Here is a 19,739-nt window from a genome sequence, read left to right as displayed (position 1 = left end):
ATGATGACGATCCAAAAAATGACCGCTAAAGAAGTCACGAAAATGGTCCTTAATAACGAAGAACTGTTTATCCTGGATGTACGGAATGAATCTGATTTCAATGATTGGAGAATTGAAGGTAACAGCGTTGAAATCATTAATATCCCTTACTTTGATTTATTGGATGACTTTAACCCAGCTCTTGAAAGTATTCCGGATGGCAAAAGTGTTTTAGTGGTTTGTGCTAAAGAAGGTTCGTCCATATTTGTCGCAGAACAAATAGCTGAAGCCGGAAGAAGCCATGTTTCTTATCTTGAAGGCGGCATGAAATCGTGGAGCGAGTACCTTGAGCCTGTTAAAGTAGCCGATCTATCCGGTGGCGGAGAGCTTTACCAATTTGTTCGCATTGGCAAAGGCTGCCTGTCCTATATGGTGCTCTCTAATGGTGAAGCCGCAATTATCGATACAAGCCGCATGATCGATCAATATGAGCAATTTATGCAAGAGAAAGGTGCTAAGCTGCTTCATACAATCGACACGCACCTTCACGCCGATCACATTTCCGGTGGCAGAGCATTGGCTCAGAAATACGGTGCGACGTATTACTTGCCCCCAAAAGATGCGACTGAAGTAACCTTCGACTATGAAAAACTCGAAGAAGGTAAAGACATTTACGTTGGTAATGAAACGATTAAAGTGCAGCCTATTTATTCACCGGGGCACACAATTGGATCGACCTCCTTCATTATCGATAGTAAATACCTGTTGACTGGAGATATTCTCTTCGTTGAATCGATTGGTCGTCCCGATTTGGCAGGACTCGCGGAAGATTGGGTAGGTGATCTTCGTGAGACGCTCTACAGCCGCTATAGGGATTTAGCCGAAGAGTTGATTGTTCTTCCTGCCCATTTCGGTAAAGTAACTGAACTTGGCGAAAGAGGTCTTGTATCCGGTCGCTTAGGCGCTCTGTACAAAGAAAATCCGGGATTGAATATTCAAGATGAAGGCGAGTTCCGCAAGACAGTCACCGAAAACTTGCCGCCGCAACCCAACTCCTATCAAGAAATTCGCCAAACCAATATGGGTAAAATAACGCCAAATGAAGAAGAGCAGCGTGAAATGGAAATCGGTCCGAACCGCTGTGCAGTTCATGATAAATAAGGAGGAAAAACAATGAACAGCGATAAAATTTTGGATGCTAAAGGGCTGGCTTGTCCGATGCCTATTGTAAGAACAAAGAAATCCATTGCAGAACTTGAATCAGGTCAAGTATTAGAAGTGCATGCGACTGATAAAGGTGCTAAAAACGATCTTGCGGCTTGGGCAAAAAGTACAGGGAATGAGTTGCTAAGCCACGCAGAGGAAAATGGCGTATATAAATTTTGGATTAAAAAAGCCTAATAAATCTGAAGGGGGAACAACAGGCTTGTCGTCGTTCTCCTTTTATAATGGTTTTCCATATCGTCCAGTTTTATTTTTTTGCGAAAATACCTCATGGGGTATAGTATTCTGATATACCCCATGAGGTATTTAGTTTTAAATCAGAACATTATTTTTTTAATAATATTGAATACCCATACTTGTATATGTAAAATTGAGAGAGGATGAAACAATCATGACAATGAATAACGAGAAAACAACAATCGTTCTTTTCAGCGGAGAATTAGACAAAGCTATTGCGGCATTTATTATTGCAAACGGGGCGGCTGCATATGACCATGATGTGACGATTTTCTTTACATTTTGGGGGCTTAACGCGCTTCGTAAAGATGAAAAAGTATTTGTTAAAAAGGGATTCCTAGAAAAAATGTTTGCTAAAATGATGCCTCGAGGAGCAAATAAGCTTGGACTATCCAAAATGCATTTTGGCGGAATGGGTCCTAAAATGATCAAACACGTTATGAAGAAGCATAATGCTCTGTCTCTCCCGGAGCTCATTGAATTGGCTCAAGAGCAGGGGGTCAAATTAGTGGCGTGTACAATGACAATGGACTTGCTCGGTTTGCAAAAAGAAGAACTGCTGGATGGCATTGAATACGCAGGTGTTGCTGCTTATTTAGGTGATGCAGCAGATGCGAAAGTGAATCTATTTATTTAATGGAGGGATTCGAATGCAATACGATGATGATGTAAAAAGAAGATTAAAACGCGTTGAGGGACAAATTCGCGGAGTTTTGAAAATGATGGAAGAAGAACAGCCGTGCAAGGATGTCGTAGCACAGCTATCCGCTGTCAGAAGCGCAGCAGATAAAGCAATTGCTTACATCGTTGCGGTAAACCTTGAACAATGTATCTTTGAGGAAAAAGAAGCTGGCGGAGATACAAGCAAATTAGTCAAGCAAGCGGTAGAATTGTTGGTCAAAAGCCGCTAATCCACTTAGAAATGAGAGAAGCCATGGATTTTAAATGGATGTTAGAGATCTTGATTATTGCTGCCTTAATTTGGTTTGTATATAAACGCTTTGCTGGAGTAAAAGATCTTAAAAATCTTATGCCCGATCAGTTTCAAAATGAATTGAAGAGCAATCAAAAAAAGATCTTAATAGATGTTCGTGAACCAATGGAATTGCAACAAGGTTACATCCCAGGCGCGATAAACATTCCGTTGTCGCAGATGAAAAAGAGACTGTCCGAAATACCAAAAGATAGAAAAATATTTCTCTATTGTCGCAGCGGGATGAGAAGCATGCAAGCTGCACGAATTCTGCGAAAAGATGGATATCGCGATTTGGCACATCTGCACGGTGGCATTGTGTCTTGGAAAAGAAAATTAGCCAAATGAATAAAAAATCATTAGCGCACAAGAGCTAATGATTTTTTTCATTTTTTTTCATTACATATGTTTTTGCGATATACACATAATTATTTTGATGCAGCCTTGAAGTGTTCGATATATCCCTCTAATGCAGGAATGAACTCTTTTTCGTAATGTTCATTCCTGCATGATTTTACAATATGAGAAAAAAGCCAATTCGATTTGTCGGTATCAATGGTAAGTATCTCGTTGCAAATAGGGCATTTCTCTTGAGTAAAATGATTTGTACATCTCAACGTTAAATCCCCTCAATTCCTACTGATATACTTTGAATTATATCCAATTACCGATGAATTGTAAATAAAAATCTATTTTGAGGAGGACTGTAATACGGCATGAAATGTAACGTGGGAAAAACAGAACAAGTGATAAGGATTTCAATTGGAACCATAATTGTTTTAGTTGGTATTTATTATAAAAGCTGGTGGGGGTTAATTGGCATAGCACCAATAATAACCGGCACGATCAGATATTGCCCGGTTAGCGCTGTACTTGGCGTTTCCACTTGTAAGCAAACGACAAGGAGCTAATATGTCGCATACCGTGCAAAATTACGGGAAAAATAAAGTAACTGTTGATAGGAGGGACTTTATTAAATGTTTAACTTGGTAGTTGTATTGATTGTCGCGATATGCTTGTTTGCATTAATTAGTTCAATTTACTTTATACGTAAACAGCAAAATAAAGCTTTAGATAAAAGTGCCAGCATGGCTGCAGTTAGACATCCGGTAATTGCTAATCCAATTGTGATTGCATACTTTGTGTTTCCGGTTGTTGTGATTATTGGCGCGATTCTATGGGCTATCTTTATAAGATAGCGGTAAAGGAGATCCCACCGCATGGAAAAGAGAAAATATTACGTCTCGGTTCAATCAAAGTGTATTATGTTTAATCAAGGCGATGCTGCTTATGAATTGGAAATTTATGCTACAGAAGATGAAGTCGAGAAGTTAAGGGGTTTATTTAATGATTGGGAACGAGCGGAAGAGCATACGTTTTTCCGTACGCATTATCCTGGTATTCCTTATCACCATGACATGGAAAATGACGAATATGATTTCGTGTTAAAGGAAATTTATCAAACGATTAGCGATATAGGCACCGAAGAAACGAAGAACTTTATTGCTTCAATGGATTTACAAATGGGGGCACCTAAAGAGTTCTAGGAACAAAATGAAGGCACCACAAGATAAGTTCTTAGCTTGTTTCGCATATATTGTAAAAGTTAAAGGATGGCGATGCCATCCTTTTCGTTTGTAATCCAAAATCAGTTTTCTATTTGACCACTTTTTAGACTCTTGCCCAATGCACATTGACATACCTTTAAGTAGGCGACTGCATAGGATATATGGTGAAAAACAATGCCCTACTTGGCGCCGATTTATTGGAGAGATTGGGTCGATCTCTTCGTCCGAGGGCCGTTACACGCTATGCGCAATCGTCCTGAAGCATTGCGTCCTTTAAACAAGTATCGTATGAGCCGAAGGAGTAAATGAACCCATGCAAGCTATATCGCTGTTTCGAAAAACCTCACATCAAGAAAGCGGTTTTTACGCGCTCTTCCTCACCAATAGGATTCAAATGCTTTATTACATGATTGTCATGCCCTCAGCCCTGGTTCAAGGACGTAAGCCCGTTCAGATGGGCTAACATACCGATAAGTCCAAGCAAGATACTGGGAACGCCTAAATAGGACGCGAGAATCAAGAACATGAATTGAAGCAGTAAACTGGATTTGGTGACCAGATAGTTTGGAACGAGAAAAGTAGAAATCGCCGAAATACCTGCCCCACCCGGTACCTAGGCAAAAGCGCGCCAATAGAAAGGGGCCAGGGAAAGGAAGCCTTCTTCTAATCAGCAAGATGTTTTGTTCCAGCTGCTCGCTGAAACTGTCTTTCGGGCCGAACATTATGGTTTCCGTCTCTGAGGTTTCAATGGACCGGCTTAGCGAGTTGGGAAGCATAATAGCGTTCCATCAACCGCTGGATGAGTCGTGAACGAGCACTGAACCCTTCATGAGATACTGGAGGGCTTGCTCCAAATTGGATAAGCGCGTAATTCTGGCGGTGGTTAGGCTTTTTTTCACCGAACTTTGGAATGATCGAACGAGGGGCTCAAGAATCGATTCGTTAAGACGCTCCTGATCGATTAAGGTTCCAAGATAAACAAATGTTAAACGAAGTCCGTCTGTAGTCTCTCGATCAATTATCTCCGCGTCCTCCATCAGGGCGAGGCGCTGCTTTATAGCTTCTAAAGAGATTGCTGTCATTTTTCATCCCCTGAATCAGCGCGCTGAGTTTTCCTTTATTATGCTTTTCTGGATCGAGTTTTAAACAAACGATTGGAAATCTTTGAATCGAAAGAATGTAATTCACTCAGACTACAGATAAGAGGGTAGCTGCAATCAAGATTATAAGTGCGGTCCGCTGATAACAGTTATAACATAGACAAGTGGACTCAATTTCTAAAACAGTATAATGAAATAACACCAGCTCAAGATCGCATAACCAAGGACACCATGGAGGGAGGCTTCATTATAGAAGAATTATATGTATGAAGGTGAACGGATTCATTATTGTTTTGACAATACAAGAGATAACTGGGGGGCCGATCCCGATATTTACACCTGTTAAGCGCTGAACAGTAAATTCCAAAGGAGGCCATACCGCTATTAATTTGTTATACTTAGGGATGACAAAGTAACAATGAAAGGAGAGATATATCATACTTAATCCGTTTGCTTTTTCAATTGGCTCGCTTTCCGTTCATTGTATGGCATCCTTATTGGATGAGGAGCTATGTTCGGAATATGGCTTGTAATTAGAGAAGAGAAACGTGTTAACCTTCCAATGGATTTTTTTTATGGATCTCGTCTTAATTGATATCCCATCAGCTTTGGTTGGTGCAAGACTTTATTAAGTCGCATTTGAATGGCGGTAATCTTATCGAGCTTACCAGCTGGAGATGTTGCAATCTGGCATGGCAGTATCGCAATCTATGGTGTAATCATCGCAGAAGTCATCTATACAAGACGAAAAGAGTACAACTTCTAGCGGATCGCGGACATTCGTGCTGTGGACCCAAATGAATTTTATTGGTTGGGGAGTGATGGGGGCAGATAAAAATATTCGCCTGTCACAATAGCTTGCTAATGCGATAATCGCTGCCGCCTTATTGCTGATTGCATATCGTAGAGCACGCTTGAAGGTTCCGAAAAAATATTCGGATCCCATCCTAATGAGTCTGCCGCACGCATCTGTGAAGTTGACTGACCACCACTATGTAAAATAATGGACTGTTTGAGCTTTGTGGTTTAATCCTGTTGGACAAAGGAGGAATCGACCATGCTCCAGCCTTCTCATTTAATGAACTATGGGCCGCCAGAAAGTATTGCTGCCCGTAAAGGATATCATTGGTTTGTTGTAGCAACTGTATGCATCGGGGCCTTTATGGCTGCTCTTGATGCGAGTATTATCAATCTGGCTCTACCTTCGCTTGTCTCGCAGCTCCATGTCTCCATGGCTAAAGTGGAATGGATCAGCCTGGTGTATCTTCTTACCCTAGCATCACTGGTTATTCCGTTTGGCAGGCTGGCGGATATGCTAGGACGCAGATGGATGTATGCTTCAGGATTTATGGTTTTTTTGATTAGTTCTTTGTTTTGCGGAATGGCACCGACATTCAGCGTCTTATTGGCGGCACGTATCGTCCAAGCGGTTGGCGCAGCAATGCTGCAGGCCAATAGCGTGGCCATTATCACAAGTTGTACACCGGCTCATCATCGCGGAAAAGCGATAGGCATTCAAGCCAGTGCGCAGGGGATTGGCTTAAGTTTAGGACCGGTTATTGGCGGTGCGCTTCTGACGATGGGTGACTGGCGATGGCTCTTTTACATCAATATTCCCATTGGTGTTGTCGGCACGATACTTGGATTTCTTCTGCTGCCGCGCGATTCCGTCAAGAAAAAAGAATCATTTGATCTTTGGGGTATGCTTTTCTTGCTTCCTTTTTTGATCTTTCTGCTCTATATCCTGAATGATGGGGTTGAACTTGGTTGGTCTTCACCGATTATCTTGCTCGGTTCCTTTACATGCTTGCTTGCACTGACTTCTTTTATTCGTGAAGAGCATCATGCAAAGATGCCTCTTATGGATCTCTCTCTTTTCCGAAATAAGGTCTTTATTCGCGGAAATATAACCAGCTTTCTATCTTTTGCTGTCATGTATGGCGTCTTGCTACTTAGCCCGTTTTTGATGGAGAATGTATTCCACCTGAAAGCGACGACAGCAGGGGTGTATCTGTCATTTGTTCCTATAGGCATGACCTTGCTGACTCCAATTGCCGGATATTTGTCAGATCGCTTAGGGCCACGCCTTCCGGTTGTAATCGGCATGATAACGGTCTTTGCCGGCTGCAGTTTACTCGCCTCCATTCACAGCGAGCACGCAAATCTGCAATTGATGTTTGGGCTTGGGTTGGTAGGCAGCGGCATGGGGCTTTTTACGCCGCCAAATAACAGCAACGTCATGGGCAGTACGCCTTCCAATCGACTGGGTATTGCAGGCGCAACATTGAATATGAGCCGCACGATCGGGATGGGAATGGGGATTACGCTTGGAGGGGCGCTGTACCAGATGGCTCTTCAGTTTATGCCTGGGTCAGTCAATTTTACAGCGTTTCGCGTTTCCTTCGTGTTTCTAAGCTTAATTGCTCTAGTTGGTTTAGTCATTGCGTGCATTCGTCAACCAAACCCCATTAAGTATGATGAGTCCTTCATTGAATATTACATTTGATAAATAAGATTTAAAGATCTTAAATGGACCACTAATAAAAAGTGACTACGGTCGCTTTTTTTATTTTCGCTTTGTTCTGAGTTCAGCTTTTTTTGCCGCTAGATATTGCAACTGCATTATTTGCTATTCGACACATGGCCGACAAGTATTGTTGACAGAGCTTGTTAATAAATAATATCAGGCTTATGGAATCATGGCTATTTCGTGACCATTTCCGTGAATTGGAGGAACAACTTAAACAACCGAGAACTTACATATTACTAAACAGTACAAAGGAGCACTGATATGCAACCGAAAGAGGATTCCAGCAATAATAAACTGCATCGTAACCGTGACAGATTTTCACTGCGATTAAATATTTTTTTCGGCGTTACCTTCCTCATGTTCAGCATCCTAATCGTCCGACTAGCCATTTTGCAATTTGTCGAAGGGCCTTCGCTGCAGAAGCAGTTCGACCGAAATAGTACCACTCAGGTGAAAATCCCCCCGATTCGGGGCAATATACTCGATTCCCATGGCGTACCGCTTGCATATTCGACTTCTACGCAATCGTTGTATTACACGATACAGCCGAATTTGAATGAGAAGGAAGCAGATGCACTGGCGAAGCGGTTTTTAAAGGTTTTTACAGAGTACGGTAACCCGGTGCAAGCAATCACACTTGAAGAAATCAAGAAACGGATGGATCTCAAGCATATCCAAAATACGTATTCGGTTCCGCGGCGGATCAAGATGGGGCTGTCCGATAATGAGATTGCATATTTCACACAAAATCGTGACCTGTTCCATGGCGTTGATATTGTGGAAGAGAGCGTCAGAAACTACGATAAGGACGGCATTGCGGTGCAGCTGATCGGCTATCTCAAGAAATATCGCGGCGTTCGGGAATCGATGAGCAAGTATAAAAACGTTTCGGACCAGGAAGACGCCAAGCTGCAATATTTGGATGATGAGGATGTCGGAGTCGACGGGCTTGAATACATGTACCAAGACGTGCTTCGCGGCCAGAACGGGCTGAAAGAATATCCCATCAACGCAAAGGGGACGATTATCGGACCGCCTAAGGTTGCGGTCCCCGTCAAAGGAGATAATCTCGTCCTGACGATTGACAATCGCGTGCAAAAACTGACCCAGCAAGCGATAACGGACCATCTCTCATTTATGAAGACTGCTCCAGGCTTCTATAGGGATGGCGCTGATGCGACTACGGGCTATGCCGTCGCCATGGAAGTGAAGACGGGGAAGGTCGTCGCCATGGCCAGCATGCCGGATTACGATCCGAACGTTTGGGCGGGCGGCTCGATCAGTCCGGAGGATTGGTTGAAGACGACGTATTTCCAAACGAACGGTACGATTCGCCAAGCGTATCCGCCGTATGACGACGAGAAGGAACGCAACCGTCATCCATCGTCGATGGTGCCCCTCGGCTCCACGCAGAAGCCGCTTTCCGTGCTTCTTGGCTTGAACGAGCATTTGTTCACGACGCATGACGTGTTCAATGACACCGGAGTGTTCTACTTCGGAAAATCAAACCCGCCGGTCGCTATTCACGACTCGCAAGGCCATGCGTACGGTATGATCGATGCTGCAGGGGCCATAGCCCATTCGTCCAATACGTTCATGGCCGCAGAGGTCGGTAACAAACTGTACCAGAAATACAAAGGCATCAAAGGCGTAGACGTCTGGGATAGTTACGCCAAGCAGTTCGGCCTGGGGGTATCCACTGAAAGCGGACTTCCCGGTGAAAGCAAAGGCGTTATTGATTATTATCATGAAGCCGAAACCGCGAGCTCGCAGTCCGCGCTTATCCGGGCTTCCTTCGGGCAGCAGGCTAAGTATACGACGTTGCAGTTGGCGCAGTACGCAGTTATGCTGGGCAATAAGGGCAAACGGATGCAACCACAGTTCGTCAACAAAATCGTGGATCAGAACGGTAACACCGTGCAGAGTTTAATGCCAAAAGTACTGAATACCGTATCGTTCCCGAAAGAATATTGGGATGAAATTTACAATGGCATGAGCAGAGTTTCCGTGCAGGGCTTTGATGGTTTCAAATACAACTTCCTTCGCAAAACGGGGACATCCGAGCAGGATGTCGGTGATCGGAAAAAGGTCGAGAACTCTGTGTTTATTGCCCTAGCACCTGCTGAAGATCCCGTGCTGGCCGTGGCGGTCGTCGTACCAGACGGCGGCTTTGGCGCTTTCGGTGCAGCTCCGATCGCACGGAAGATCTTCGATGCTTATGACCGCTATATCGGGCTGGACGGTAAACCGCATCCATAACATCCTGCAACAAAGAAGGCTATAGGCTATATCGACCAGAGAAGAGCTTATTGAATTAATGGATATCGTTAAGGCTTTTCAGCATGCTGGAGAATAAAGGGTTTCCCAACCAGGTTGGTAGTTTGTTATGATGTAGAAGATCGCAAAAAAAAGTTGTAGGGATGTGAGAGAGTAATCATGTTAAATCCAATAGCAATTTCATTAGGTCCTATTCAGGTGCATTGGTATGGGATTATTATTGGTTTAGGTGCTTTACTTGGATTAATGTTGGCAATAAGGGAAGGAAAACGGTTCGGTATCTCACCTGATTTTTTTATGGACTTACTTTTAATTGGTGTACCTTCTGCATTAATTGGCGCAAGAGCATACTACGTAGCGTTTGAATGGAGCAATTATAAAAATCACCCCAGTGAAATTATTGCAATTTGGCATGGTGGTATAGCCATTTACGGTGCATTAATTGGTGCTATTATAGCTGCTGTTATTTATACAAGAAGGAAAGGGTACGACTTTTGGCGAATTGCCGATTTTTGCGCGCCTGGTCTCATAACCGGCCAGATGATTGGGCGCTGGGGAAATTTCATGAACCAAGAAGCCCATGGAGGGTCGGTTTCGGAGAGCTTTTTGAGAGATACGTTACATCTCCCAAACTTCATCGTAAACCAAATGTTCATTGACGGTCAGTATTACCACCCGACATTCTTATATGAATCCTTATGGAGCTTCACTGGCCTCTTAGTGCTTCTATGGATTCGCCGGAGATCATTCCTTCGGACTGGGGAGCTTTTTATGAGTTATTTCATATGGTACTCGCTTGGTCGGTTTTATGTAGAAGGCGTGCGCACAGACAGTCTTGTATTTGAAGGTCCTCCGTGGTTAGCATCGTTACTGAAGGGGTTATGGAGTCCCATGAGTTCCTTCGGTTGGGGAGCGATGGAGGCAGGCAAGAATATTCGGATTTCTCAGTTGCTTGCGATAATGATTATTTTAGCGGCAGTTGCATTCATAATTGTTCGTAGAAAACAAAAAAAATCCATACCGTATAGTTCTCCTGTTGAGACCAAAAACTCGGTTGGTACTGCACTTCGAGGGCAGCATCCGCAAGAAAATTAATATTAACTCCTGTCATATCTTTTGGCAGGAGTTTTCTTTTCTTTTTCTTAGGTTAGTGGATATTTAGGCTGCGGCCTAGAAGTACTGAGTTACTCCCTCTGTTCAAAGCATAATCGAATTCATAAGCTTAACTTTGACATGCACGTCAATTCATGGATCTCGTCGACGGCAAGATCTTTGCGATACCAGACTTTGTTCAAGTAGTAAATATCAACACATCGTTTCTTGGCCACCTTAAGGCTTTTCGTAATTTCGTCAAATAAGCTTTTCACGAGCAGCTTATCCATTTCTTTCCGTTCAAATGGCTTTTTTACTCACGGAGTAAACGGCGTCCAAGCTGATATTTAAAATGAAAATACGTTCTCCGATTATGGGGAGAAAACCACGCCGTCCCCTCTAACCATTCCACGCCAGCCCGGACCTCGAATAGAAGATGCATACCAACAATTGGAAGGTGAGCATTGAGGAAGCTGGTCCTCTTATTTGGCCCAATGGCAGTCGGCAAAATGACCGTAGGACACCAGCTGGAGCGTTCACAGAACTGAAGCTGTTCCATAATCATATGACAATCGAGCTTCTGTGCTCGCTACTGTAGAGAAACACCGGCTGAACTCAAGTCGATGGCGAGCTTGTGCATGAGCGCTACTTGAATATTAACAACACCGACTCACGTCGAAGGAAGTCGCGACTCAGATTAAGGCCCATTTTCAGCCTAGAGCATGAGTCATCAAACCAAACTTCATATCTTTGCATGTTCGCGGGTGTTAGTCGTAGTGGGTATTATCGGTGGCTTAGCGCAGAGGAGACACGTCAAGAGCGGGAGCTTTCCGATCAGCAAGATCTGGAACTGCTACGCAAACACTTTCATGCGCTAAATCGAAAAGCTGACGCTCTTGTGCTCAAGATGCATTTCAAACACGAAGATCATGTAATTATGAACCATAAGAAGATAAGGCGACTGATGAAGAAAGGCCAGTTGGTAGCAGAGATCCGGCAAGCGGACCCCTATCGAAAAGCGGCAAAGGCTACGCAGGAACATCGAACCTGTCCGAACCTGCTTAAGCGTCAAACAAATTCTTGTTCCGCAACAAAGTTTACAAACCGCGTTAACCTCAAAAAACGTTTAATGAAGTGAGTCCGGCTCAATAGCCGGGCTCTTCTTTTTTCAAAATTTTCTTGATTTAATGTTTTATTTCATGCATCTAACGCTGCTGGGAAGGCGATTGCCAGATTGTTTTAGAAAATTAGCAGCATTGCATATTGGAAGAGCAGGCAGCAAGCAGAGATACCAACAATACCAACAAAATAGTACAAGAAGCAATGGTCAAAAGCCGATAATCCGTCTTTTCTCCTTTACAATAACTTAACCTGGTTAAAACACCTGAATAATATTAAGCAAGTAGACTAAATAAGTCCGAAAAACAGGTGGGATAGGGAAGGGGAAATTAAAAAATGAAGAAAAGCGTGGTTTTACTGATGACTCTACTTGTTGCTTTTAGCCTGGCAGCTTGCGGGAAAAGCAACAACCAAGGGAACGAGTCGTCCACAAACAACTCGACTTCCAACAGTACAGCAGCAACAGCGAATTCATCGAATACCGGGGATCTAACAGGCACATTATTGGCATCAGGTTCTACAGCTCTTCAACCATTGGTAGATCAAGTATCGAAAAAATTTCTTGAGAAAAATCCAGCTGTATCCCTTCAAGTTCAAGGTGGCGGTAGCGGTACTGGTTTAACACAAGTATCCGAAGGGCAGTCCCAAATCGGCAACTCCGATGTTTTTGCTGAAGAAAAGCTGGAGGCAGATAAAGCGAAGGAACTCGTCGATCATCAAGTAGCAGTCGTTGCAATGGCCACAGTCGTGAATCCAAAAATAAACGTAGATAACCTGACCAAACAGCAATTGGTCGATATTTTCTCGGGTAAGATTACGAACTGGAAAGATCTTGGAGCTGATGATCAAGCGATTACCATCGTTAATCGTCCTTCAAGCTCCGGAACACGCGCCACATTCGAAAAGTATGCGCTTGGTACAAAAGTCGAGGACATCAGAGGATCCATCCAAGAAGATTCATCGGGTACTGTCAAGAAACTCATTTCAGAAACACCTGGAGCAATTGGATATCTTGCACTTTCTTATTTGGATGATTCCATTAAGACAGTCAAATACGAAGGTGTCGAAGCAAAGGAAGACAACATCGTGGATGGAAGTTATCCAGTATGGGCTTATGAGCATATGTATACCAAAGGTGAGCCAGATGCAGCTGGAAAAGCTTTTTTGGACTACATGATGAGTGATGAAGTTCAAAACGGCGACGTTGTCGACTTAGGCTATATCCCGGCTAATAAAATGAAGGTAAAACGTGATGCTGCAGGAAATATCTCGAAATAATAATTCTGGAGAGGCGATGTTCGTCTCTCTTTTTTTGATGCCGTACAAGGTATCCTTATAGATACCGGAGCCCAAACCAGATCTTTCTATATCTCTCAACCGCGGCTAATTCACCATCGAACGCTTGCTGCAAGGCATCCATGTACGAGTTCACGATAGGATTTTCTTCGTTCATTGACCCTGTGACTTCATGACCGGTTAGGTCCTTGTACATTTACCTAATCATACGATTATGACTCCGTTCATCGTCTCGTATAGAGGCGATGATGGCAGCTTGCTGTGCCAAGCGTTGAAGGCACATACCAAGCTGCCGCTTCATTATCTGCGGTATTAAACGCAACGCCATAAAACGTTTTCAACGTTATTACGGGCAGCAGCGACTGAATTCCGGGGCGGATAGATAGAGAAGTGTTTAACCTTCAGTACGATTTGAGATGGATCGCTTATTTCACAATTTACTGATAGACAATTGATGACAATTAATTGGACAGCTGTAAATGAAAACCCGTGACTCCAAAGAATCACGGGTTTTCATTTGAGGGACATCATCTGCACAGAAAATGGGCAAAATTGGGCGCAATCTCCCAACATACTTCTAGACACACAGTGCGGGCTTGAACATCTGGTTCTTAAAGACAAGAAGATGCACATTCTTCGCAAGCTTGCATGCATCCTAAGCATGCGTCTATGCAAAGCCCGGCGATCTGCTAACGTCGGGCTTATATTATTTGGATTATGGATCTCTGAGTGAGGACAAATAATAAAACAAAACCTGATGCCCTCATTAATTTTTTTCTGAGTACTAATTTCTTACGACCACGTTCTAGGATAGAGCCTAGTGTTCATATTGCGCAAAAGCAGATTGTTATACTTAGCAGCATGCTTCTGTTCATCCAAGATGATGCCGTACAAGGTATCCTTATAGATACCGTTCGGAAGCCCAAACCAGATCTTTCTATATTTCTCAACCGCCGCCAATTCGCCATCGAACGCTTTCTGCAAGCCTTCCATGTACGAGTTCACAATAGGATTTTCTTCGTTCAATGTCCCAGTGACTTCATAGCCGGTTAAGTCCTTGTACATTTGCCTAAACATGCGATTATGCCCTCGTTCATCGTCTCTTATCGAGGCGATGATGGCTGCTTGCTGTGCATTCGGAGCCATCTTGATCAACTGATCATAAAACAGTTCGTCACTTCGTTCTCCTTGTACAGACTCCTTAATCAGTTCAGTTGCTTGCTGGGGGGTGGTGAGCCAGACGGGAACAAGAGAAGGAGCTCTCCAATAAGGATTCACATAATTCATAACTTTCCTCCAAGGTCAGCAGATAGTAGGCACATGCCATCATATTCACTACACCTCAAAAGGTGAGAATAATCGAATAGTTAATGAGCAAAATATGGCTACACTGTTTACGGAGGGATCATCCGATGTCAGAGCATATTCTAATCTTGATTCGAAGTATTGCCGCTTTTGTGCTTCTATTGATTATTACAAGACTAATCGGAAAACAAACATTGTCGAATATGAATATTCATGAATTCGTTACCGCTATCATTCTAGGCGCCATATCTGCGAACTTGGCCTTTAATGATAAGATAAATACATCCCATCTACTGATCTCCTTATGCGTGTTTACGGTTACCTCCTGGCTTATTTCATTTGTAACCTTAAAGAGCCGTAAGAGCGAACGGTGGTTATTTGGCAAACCATGCGTACTGATTGAAGATGGGAAGCTGCTAGAGGAGAATATGAAGAAGAACAAGTACACGTTGGATTCTCTAAATGAGATGCTTCGTGAAAAAGATATTTTCGATATCGCCGAAGTCCAATACGCACTCCTTGAGGTTAACGGCAAACTCTCGGTGCAAAAGAAGAAAGAGTATCGGAATTTCACTTTGAAGGATTTTCAGTCACTATCCAAAATTGAACAGAAAACGCAACCCAAAAAGCCATCAGAAACATCACCTGCGATGAAATCAAAGTATCCGATTGAACTCATTATGGAGGGCAAGCTGATTCCCGAAAATTTGCGCATAGCCGAAATGGAGCCACATGCAATTGAGGAGGTCGTCTGTAACACTGGTTATACAATAAGTGATGTCTTTTACGCTGTGAGAGGTACGGATGGCAAGTTTTATTTTGATTTCTATGAGGATCGATTAAGTAAACCGATGGATCTGTAGAATAGATCATAAACTGCTGAGCATCAATTGAAACAATGAAGCGTGACGCTGTTCGTCATGCATAGCGTGAGTAAAATGCATTTCAATCGGGCGATCGGTTGCTCTATATGCAACATCTTGGTAGAACGCTGCCGTTTCTAATTCATGGTTAATTGCGGTTCTGACACCATCTCGGAATGATATTGGCAACTCACCGGCTGGGATCTGCGGTTGTTGTCCGCCTAGGTTGCTTAAAATCGTGCTAAACCAACGATAATGCTTGGCTTCGTCCCTTTGAATACGTAAAATCGTCTGCCGGTCCTGTTCATTAGGCGCTAATTCAGCTAACCTTTGATAAAACTGATAGGCATGAACTTCGCCGATAATGGCTCTGGAAATATCAGGGATAAGAAACATATTGGTGAATGCCATCCCGCCTTGCATACCCATTTGTCCCCCCATTGCCCTTAATCCTACTTGATAACCCATTTGATACACCAACCTCTCCTCCAAATAGTTAAGTACACCTTAGCGTATGACGTGCCGTAGTTTTTTGAGCCTGGAAGGGATTTCCCTTTACCCAAAATTCTTCTCAAGATAACCGAAATTGGGATCGTAAATTGAACACGCACTAGGGAATGTAGATCTAAGCAGCCCACACTTTGATGTTTAGGAGGTGTGGGCTGCTTAGCGTTTTCGGATTTCTATTCAAGTTCATATTGAGACATAAGTATGCAAAAATAAGCTCCACACAGACACATAGGCTTACAGGAGGGAGCAGCGGCAAAGCGGTTGAAATTAAACTCGTAAATCGTGGTTTAATGGTCCCTAGTAAACAATCGATAAAGATTATAAGAAGGAGGATTTTAAAAGAATCTTAATAATTATTTGATACTCTTATCTTCGCATTACAAATAGATATTAAAGGAGAGAAACCATGAGAAAGAAACTTATATTTTTAGTTACATCCCTGGTAGCAACCGTTGTCGTGCTAAGTGCATGTGGTTCTACCGCGAACCAGAGCAATTCAGTGAACCAAAGCAGTTCAAAGAACCAGAGTACCGCAGAGAATCAGAGCACTGCAGTGAACCAGAGCAGTTCAGTGAACCAGAGCAGTTCAGCTACGTCTACGACTAAGCAGACATCAACAGCACCATCAAAGTCGGCATCTTCGACTTCTGCTGGACAAACCGTCGAAATCAAATTGATGGCAAAGGATTTCGAGTATGATCAAAAAGAAATTCACGTAAAAAAAGGCGACAAAGTAAAAATTACACTGAAAAGTGATGACGGAGGTCATGGCTTTACCATTCCGGCTTATAAAGTGACCATTAACGGGAATGGTAGCGCCGTATTTACTGCAGACAAAGCGGGCAAGTTCGAGTACCATTGTTCCGTATTTTGTGGGTCCGGTCATCAGAAGATGGCAGGAACATTGATTGTAGTATAAAATGTAAGCTGCTGCATAAGCAAAGCCGTAGTTCCGTATTATTAGATCAACAAGAATGTAATGTTTTTAATCCTTTTAATAAAATTAATGTTCAGTTTTTAGTCCTTAGACAACTGTCGGAGGAACAGAATATAGATACATGAAAATCCGTGATTTTTCGCGGATTTTTTATTTTATATTACCGGGTCCAATATTAAATTTTCAGAATCCTCCAAATGATGAGAAGATGATACATTTGACGTAAAAATAGAAATCAATTATATTCACAATATACCCATACAGGTATATGTATTTTACTTTAGGAATCTTTTTAAAAAGTCAACCAGCAACAAAACGCTGACTGTTGCGGAATTGTCGGATGCATGTCTTCATGAGATTGCAAGAAAATAAAGTAACTGAAATGATGAGAGAACTTAATTGTATAGCCTTTTTCGCTAAGGAAGAGAATAGGAGGTTAAAGTGAGTGGCATTGATTGAGGTGACAGACCGGGATTTTGTAGAGAAGGTAATGCGTACTAAAGTACTTGTTCTTGTTGGTTTTTATACGGATTGTTGTTGCGGGATGACCGATTCGGTGCTGCGGGAGCTTAACAGGAACTTGGGAGACAATGTCATGATTGCGAAGCTTAATGTGGACGAAAATCCTGAAACGGTGTCTAACCAAGAAGTCATTAGCGTTCCGACTATGAAGCTATTCAAAGAGGGTAGCTTAGTTGCGATGATGATCGGGCTGCATGCTAAGAATGATTTAGAAAAAATCATAAAAGAATATATGTAACTTATCTTTAGGGAGGGCGTTCCCCAGCTAGTTGTCCAATCATACCTTCATGATCATCATAGAATACAATATGTCCGCTTTTTATAGTATAGGGGGGGAATTAATGCCTAATTTCGCGTATATAGCGCAATCGAATAGCAAAATTGCCATCGTGGATGTAGATACCCATGTTGTTGTTTCTACGATTGTTATTGGATTTAACACCAATTGGATTGCACTTACTCCGGATGTTAAGATGGCATATCTGGCAAACCAAATGAACAGTACCGTCGCAGTGCTTGATTTAACGAGCGAAATGATAGTCGAAGTTATTTATCTTGGGATAACGGATAACCAATCAAACCAACCCAAACAGATTATCGTTCACCCTACCAACGGGCTCGCTTATGTAGCGAACACCAGTGGTACGATTTCTATCATTGATACGGCTGTACAGACATTACTTTCAACCGTAAAAGTAGCTTCAACTTTATCCGTCATGGTGCTGTCTCCGGATACGAATTACCTTTACATTGACACTGGACCGGAAGTTGCCGTTTTCAGTACGATCATGAATACGGTAATAGACACGATACTTCTTCCGTCGCCATTGCAAGCCGGAGATCTTGCGCTGACTCCGGATGGCAGTTTGGTCTTTGCTGCTTCTCCTGGAACGATCCCTACACCCGATAATAGAGTTGTATTCCTCAGCACGATTACGCGTGCCGCAATTGCGACGGTTACAGTGGGTACTAGACCTGTAAAGGTCGACGTGAACTCTCTAGGTACTCAAGTGTATGTCGTGAATCAAGACAGTCACAATGTATCCGTAATTGATATCGCATCCAATACCGTAGTGATTACGATTCCAATCTCCGGCACTTTAGCTGCTGTCCAAGCCCTTACACCGGATGGAAGTCGAGACTATGTTTCAAGTCCTTCTCTCGGACGTCTGATTGCAATAGACACAACAACATCTTCTCCCTCTGATGTATTTATCGGCGGTGCACCAACAAGACTTGCGGTTACATCAGATGGCTCTAAATTACTTGCAACGGTTGCCGGTACGTTCATCGCAGTCATCAATACACAAACAAACACCCTCATCACGCAAATCGGCTTGGATGCAAGCGCAACCTTCATTACCCTCGCTCCGCAGATCTCTCCGGTACAACAACGGGTTCAAACGACCGGCATCATCATGAATATGGAAGATGACGTGTGTATGGCTAAGTCCGTTTCTGTTAACGTGTTGAATGAAAGTTATTTAAACAACGCCATTATCGAAATTATTGGATTTGCTATTCCGAGCACGGCGGGACCCAAAATCACAATCGCGCATTATCTGTATTTATTGCCTCCGAATACAGCAGATATGAAGAAGGTGACTGTATTGGATGCAGGTGCTTACGAAATCCAAATTAAAGTATCCACGCTATATCTTGAAGATGTTGTTCTTTCACTAAACGGGCTTGATAGTGAAGGGAACGTCATACCGGAACAAAAAGAGCTTCAAGCGGATCTTACTGTAATACGCGGGTTATCGTACTCTCCTTAAGAGACTGCAGAACAGCAAAAAACAATGTGGTGTCGGAGAATTGAAAAAATATTAAGACCAGGATTTAACATCAAGAAACGGCAGCCAGCATTGGCCAATGTCATTAAGTTAACTCAATGACATTGACCGAGAATAGAAATGGAATCCAAAATGGCATGAGGGAAACCCCTGTGCCGTTTGTTTTTTTGGTGCAGTCTGAAAAAAGTGTACAGCAAACAAGCGGATAGACAATCCGCTTAAAAAATGTTCATTCGAACCGATTTATGCTACTCTGTAGACGAAGCTTACAGATGATTTATAGCGTGTTTTGCGCGTATTCTGCTGCCCTGGTCGAATCGGGCGAATCGGCAAAACGTTTCTTCGAATCAGTGCTTCAACATCAGACGGGGGTTCATCGTCTCTTGAGCGCAGGAAATGTCTACAAACATGAAC

21 protein-coding genes and 2 pseudogenes are annotated in these 19,739 nt (G+C 43.0%); 18 read left to right on the top strand and 5 right to left on the bottom strand.

The genetic code is table 11. The features are described from left to right. The first annotated feature begins 3 nt into the window (after positions 1-3). The 8 genes from A8990_RS04665 to A8990_RS04625 all read left to right on the top strand — a co-directional run bounded on the left by A8990_RS04665 (position 4) and on the right by A8990_RS04625 (position 3,960). Positions 4-1,140, top strand: coding sequence for an MBL fold metallo-hydrolase (locus tag A8990_RS04665; protein WP_116188056.1), 1,137 nt, complete (start codon positions 4-6; stop codon positions 1,138-1,140). A 12-nt stretch (positions 1,141-1,152) separates the two neighbouring features. Further along, positions 1,153-1,380, top strand: a complete 228-nt coding sequence (locus tag A8990_RS04660; protein ID WP_116187866.1) for a sulfurtransferase TusA family protein — start codon at positions 1,153-1,155, stop codon at positions 1,378-1,380. Positions 1,381-1,594: 214 nt separating this feature from the next. Next, on the top strand, positions 1,595-2,077 hold the full coding sequence (locus A8990_RS04655; protein WP_181909393.1) for a DsrE/DsrF/DrsH-like family protein: 483 nt from the start codon (positions 1,595-1,597) through the stop codon (positions 2,075-2,077). A gap of 13 nt (positions 2,078-2,090) precedes the next feature. Continuing rightward, on the top strand, positions 2,091-2,351 hold the full coding sequence (locus A8990_RS04650; protein ID WP_112883761.1) for a metal-sensitive transcriptional regulator: 261 nt from the start codon (positions 2,091-2,093) through the stop codon (positions 2,349-2,351). 23 nt (positions 2,352-2,374) lie between these two features. Next, entirely contained in the window at positions 2,375-2,761 is a 387-nt protein-coding gene (locus A8990_RS04645; RefSeq protein ID WP_116187865.1) for a rhodanese-like domain-containing protein, read from the top strand. A gap of 368 nt (positions 2,762-3,129) precedes the next feature. Next, the gene (locus A8990_RS04635; protein WP_116187863.1) at positions 3,130-3,324 is read left to right on the top strand and encodes a YgaP family membrane protein; all 195 of its coding nucleotides are present in this window, start codon (positions 3,130-3,132) and stop codon (positions 3,322-3,324) included. Between the two features lie 66 nt (positions 3,325-3,390). After that, complete coding sequence (locus tag A8990_RS04630) at positions 3,391-3,612, top strand: hypothetical protein (RefSeq protein WP_116187862.1); 222 nt, start codon at positions 3,391-3,393, stop codon at positions 3,610-3,612. 21 nt (positions 3,613-3,633) lie between these two features. Then, on the top strand, positions 3,634-3,960 hold the full coding sequence (locus A8990_RS04625) for a hypothetical protein (RefSeq protein ID WP_116187861.1): 327 nt from the start codon (positions 3,634-3,636) through the stop codon (positions 3,958-3,960). Between the two features lie 442 nt (positions 3,961-4,402). Here the strand turns inward: A8990_RS04625 and A8990_RS32655 are convergent, their stop codons facing one another. From A8990_RS32655 to A8990_RS32555, 3 genes and pseudogenes are all read right to left on the bottom strand, one after another. After that, positions 4,403-4,567, bottom strand: coding sequence for a spore germination protein (locus tag A8990_RS32655; protein WP_425463882.1), 165 nt, complete (start codon positions 4,565-4,567; stop codon positions 4,403-4,405). A gap of 76 nt (positions 4,568-4,643) precedes the next feature. Then, a pseudogene (locus A8990_RS32650) lies at positions 4,644-4,757 on the bottom strand (spore germination protein); the annotation flags it as partial. 12 nt (positions 4,758-4,769) lie between these two features. Then, positions 4,770-5,063, bottom strand: a complete 294-nt coding sequence (locus A8990_RS32555) for a spore germination protein (protein WP_116187859.1) — start codon at positions 5,061-5,063, stop codon at positions 4,770-4,772. 1,075 nt (positions 5,064-6,138) lie between these two features. On the opposite strand from A8990_RS32555, the gene A8990_RS04610 reads away from it, so the two are divergent. The 6 genes and pseudogenes from A8990_RS04610 (at position 6,139) to A8990_RS04590 (ending at position 13,377) form a co-directional block, all read left to right on the top strand. Continuing rightward, positions 6,139-7,587 (top strand): MFS transporter, encoded by a 1,449-nt coding sequence (locus A8990_RS04610; RefSeq protein WP_116187858.1) that lies wholly within the window; start codon positions 6,139-6,141, stop codon positions 7,585-7,587. A 285-nt stretch (positions 7,588-7,872) separates the two neighbouring features. Next, complete coding sequence (locus A8990_RS04605; RefSeq protein ID WP_116187857.1) at positions 7,873-9,870, top strand: peptidoglycan D,D-transpeptidase FtsI family protein; 1,998 nt, start codon at positions 7,873-7,875, stop codon at positions 9,868-9,870. A gap of 177 nt (positions 9,871-10,047) precedes the next feature. Then, positions 10,048-10,983: a prolipoprotein diacylglyceryl transferase gene (lgt, locus tag A8990_RS04600; protein ID WP_116187856.1), complete on the top strand. Its 936-nt coding sequence runs from the start codon at positions 10,048-10,050 to the stop codon at positions 10,981-10,983. Positions 10,984-11,474: 491 nt separating this feature from the next. Then, positions 11,475-11,563: pseudogene (locus tag A8990_RS31945) on the top strand (shikimate kinase); the annotation flags it as partial. 171 nt (positions 11,564-11,734) lie between these two features. Beyond that, positions 11,735-12,118 (top strand): IS3 family transposase, encoded by a 384-nt coding sequence (locus tag A8990_RS04595; RefSeq protein ID WP_116187855.1) that lies wholly within the window; start codon positions 11,735-11,737, stop codon positions 12,116-12,118. Positions 12,119-12,435: 317 nt separating this feature from the next. Then, on the top strand, positions 12,436-13,377 hold the full coding sequence (locus tag A8990_RS04590; protein WP_116187854.1) for a phosphate ABC transporter substrate-binding protein: 942 nt from the start codon (positions 12,436-12,438) through the stop codon (positions 13,375-13,377). Between the two features lie 810 nt (positions 13,378-14,187). On the opposite strand, the gene A8990_RS04585 is transcribed toward A8990_RS04590, so the two are convergent. Beyond that, positions 14,188-14,682 carry a ferritin family protein gene (locus A8990_RS04585; RefSeq protein WP_116187853.1) on the bottom strand — a complete coding sequence of 165 codons (495 nt, stop codon included), beginning with the start codon at positions 14,680-14,682 and terminating at the stop codon, positions 14,188-14,190. A gap of 125 nt (positions 14,683-14,807) precedes the next feature. Here A8990_RS04585 and A8990_RS04580 point away from each other — a divergent pair, with 125 nt between their 5' ends. Further along, positions 14,808-15,563 (top strand): DUF421 domain-containing protein, encoded by a 756-nt coding sequence (locus tag A8990_RS04580; RefSeq protein ID WP_116187852.1) that lies wholly within the window; start codon positions 14,808-14,810, stop codon positions 15,561-15,563. Positions 15,564-15,569: 6 nt separating this feature from the next. Here A8990_RS04580 and A8990_RS04575 read toward each other — a convergent pair whose 3' ends face one another. Beyond that, entirely contained in the window at positions 15,570-16,031 is a 462-nt protein-coding gene (locus A8990_RS04575; protein WP_245995856.1) for a ferritin-like domain-containing protein, read from the bottom strand. 448 nt (positions 16,032-16,479) lie between these two features. Between A8990_RS04575 and A8990_RS04570 the strand changes: the two genes are divergently transcribed. The 3 genes from A8990_RS04570 to A8990_RS04560 all read left to right on the top strand — a co-directional run bounded on the left by A8990_RS04570 (position 16,480) and on the right by A8990_RS04560 (position 19,307). Continuing rightward, positions 16,480-16,992: a cupredoxin domain-containing protein gene (locus A8990_RS04570; protein ID WP_116187850.1), complete on the top strand. Its 513-nt coding sequence runs from the start codon at positions 16,480-16,482 to the stop codon at positions 16,990-16,992. Between the two features lie 463 nt (positions 16,993-17,455). Beyond that, a complete protein-coding gene (locus A8990_RS04565; protein WP_116187849.1) occupies positions 17,456-17,770 on the top strand; it encodes a thioredoxin family protein in 315 nt (104 codons plus the stop codon). Positions 17,771-17,873: 103 nt separating this feature from the next. Continuing rightward, positions 17,874-19,307 (top strand): beta-propeller fold lactonase family protein, encoded by a 1,434-nt coding sequence (locus A8990_RS04560; RefSeq protein WP_147306768.1) that lies wholly within the window; start codon positions 17,874-17,876, stop codon positions 19,305-19,307. Positions 19,308-19,739 lie beyond the last annotated feature (432 nt).

This window comes from Paenibacillus taihuensis (assembly GCF_003386535.1).
GTDB lineage: Bacteria > Bacillota > Bacilli > Paenibacillales > Paenibacillaceae > Paenibacillus_Z > Paenibacillus_Z taihuensis.
This window is presented reverse-complemented; position numbering and strand designations above follow the sequence as displayed.

Excerpts from the sequence above, each read along its gene's own strand:
- A8990_RS04625 (WP_116187861.1), top strand. The coding sequence starts at position 3,634 with ATGGAAAAGAGAAAATATTACGTCTCGGTTCAATCAAAGTGTATTATG.
- A8990_RS04590 (WP_116187854.1), top strand. The coding sequence starts at position 12,436 with ATGAAGAAAAGCGTGGTTTTACTGATGACTCTACTTGTTGCTTTTAGC.
- A8990_RS04665 (WP_116188056.1), top strand. The coding sequence starts at position 4 with ATGACGATCCAAAAAATGACCGCTAAAGAAGTCACGAAAATGGTCCTT.
- A8990_RS04580 (WP_116187852.1), top strand. The coding sequence starts at position 14,808 with ATGTCAGAGCATATTCTAATCTTGATTCGAAGTATTGCCGCTTTTGTG.
- A8990_RS04635 (WP_116187863.1), top strand. The coding sequence starts at position 3,130 with ATGAAATGTAACGTGGGAAAAACAGAACAAGTGATAAGGATTTCAATT.
- A8990_RS04650 (WP_112883761.1), top strand. The coding sequence starts at position 2,091 with ATGCAATACGATGATGATGTAAAAAGAAGATTAAAACGCGTTGAGGGA.
- lgt (WP_116187856.1), top strand. The coding sequence starts at position 10,048 with ATGTTAAATCCAATAGCAATTTCATTAGGTCCTATTCAGGTGCATTGG.
- A8990_RS32555 (WP_116187859.1), bottom strand. The coding sequence starts at position 5,063 with ATGACAGCAATCTCTTTAGAAGCTATAAAGCAGCGCCTCGCCCTGATG.
- A8990_RS04610 (WP_116187858.1), top strand. The coding sequence starts at position 6,139 with ATGCTCCAGCCTTCTCATTTAATGAACTATGGGCCGCCAGAAAGTATT.
- A8990_RS04560 (WP_147306768.1), top strand. The coding sequence starts at position 17,874 with ATGCCTAATTTCGCGTATATAGCGCAATCGAATAGCAAAATTGCCATC.
- A8990_RS04630 (WP_116187862.1), top strand. The coding sequence starts at position 3,391 with ATGTTTAACTTGGTAGTTGTATTGATTGTCGCGATATGCTTGTTTGCA.
- A8990_RS04575 (WP_245995856.1), bottom strand. The coding sequence starts at position 16,031 with ATGGGTTATCAAGTAGGATTAAGGGCAATGGGGGGACAAATGGGTATG.
- A8990_RS04660 (WP_116187866.1), top strand. The coding sequence starts at position 1,153 with ATGAACAGCGATAAAATTTTGGATGCTAAAGGGCTGGCTTGTCCGATG.
- A8990_RS04605 (WP_116187857.1), top strand. The coding sequence starts at position 7,873 with ATGCAACCGAAAGAGGATTCCAGCAATAATAAACTGCATCGTAACCGT.
- A8990_RS04585 (WP_116187853.1), bottom strand. The coding sequence starts at position 14,682 with ATGAATTATGTGAATCCTTATTGGAGAGCTCCTTCTCTTGTTCCCGTC.
- A8990_RS04595 (WP_116187855.1), top strand. The coding sequence starts at position 11,735 with ATGTTCGCGGGTGTTAGTCGTAGTGGGTATTATCGGTGGCTTAGCGCA.
- A8990_RS04570 (WP_116187850.1), top strand. The coding sequence starts at position 16,480 with ATGAGAAAGAAACTTATATTTTTAGTTACATCCCTGGTAGCAACCGTT.
- A8990_RS04655 (WP_181909393.1), top strand. The coding sequence starts at position 1,595 with ATGACAATGAATAACGAGAAAACAACAATCGTTCTTTTCAGCGGAGAA.
- A8990_RS04645 (WP_116187865.1), top strand. The coding sequence starts at position 2,375 with ATGGATTTTAAATGGATGTTAGAGATCTTGATTATTGCTGCCTTAATT.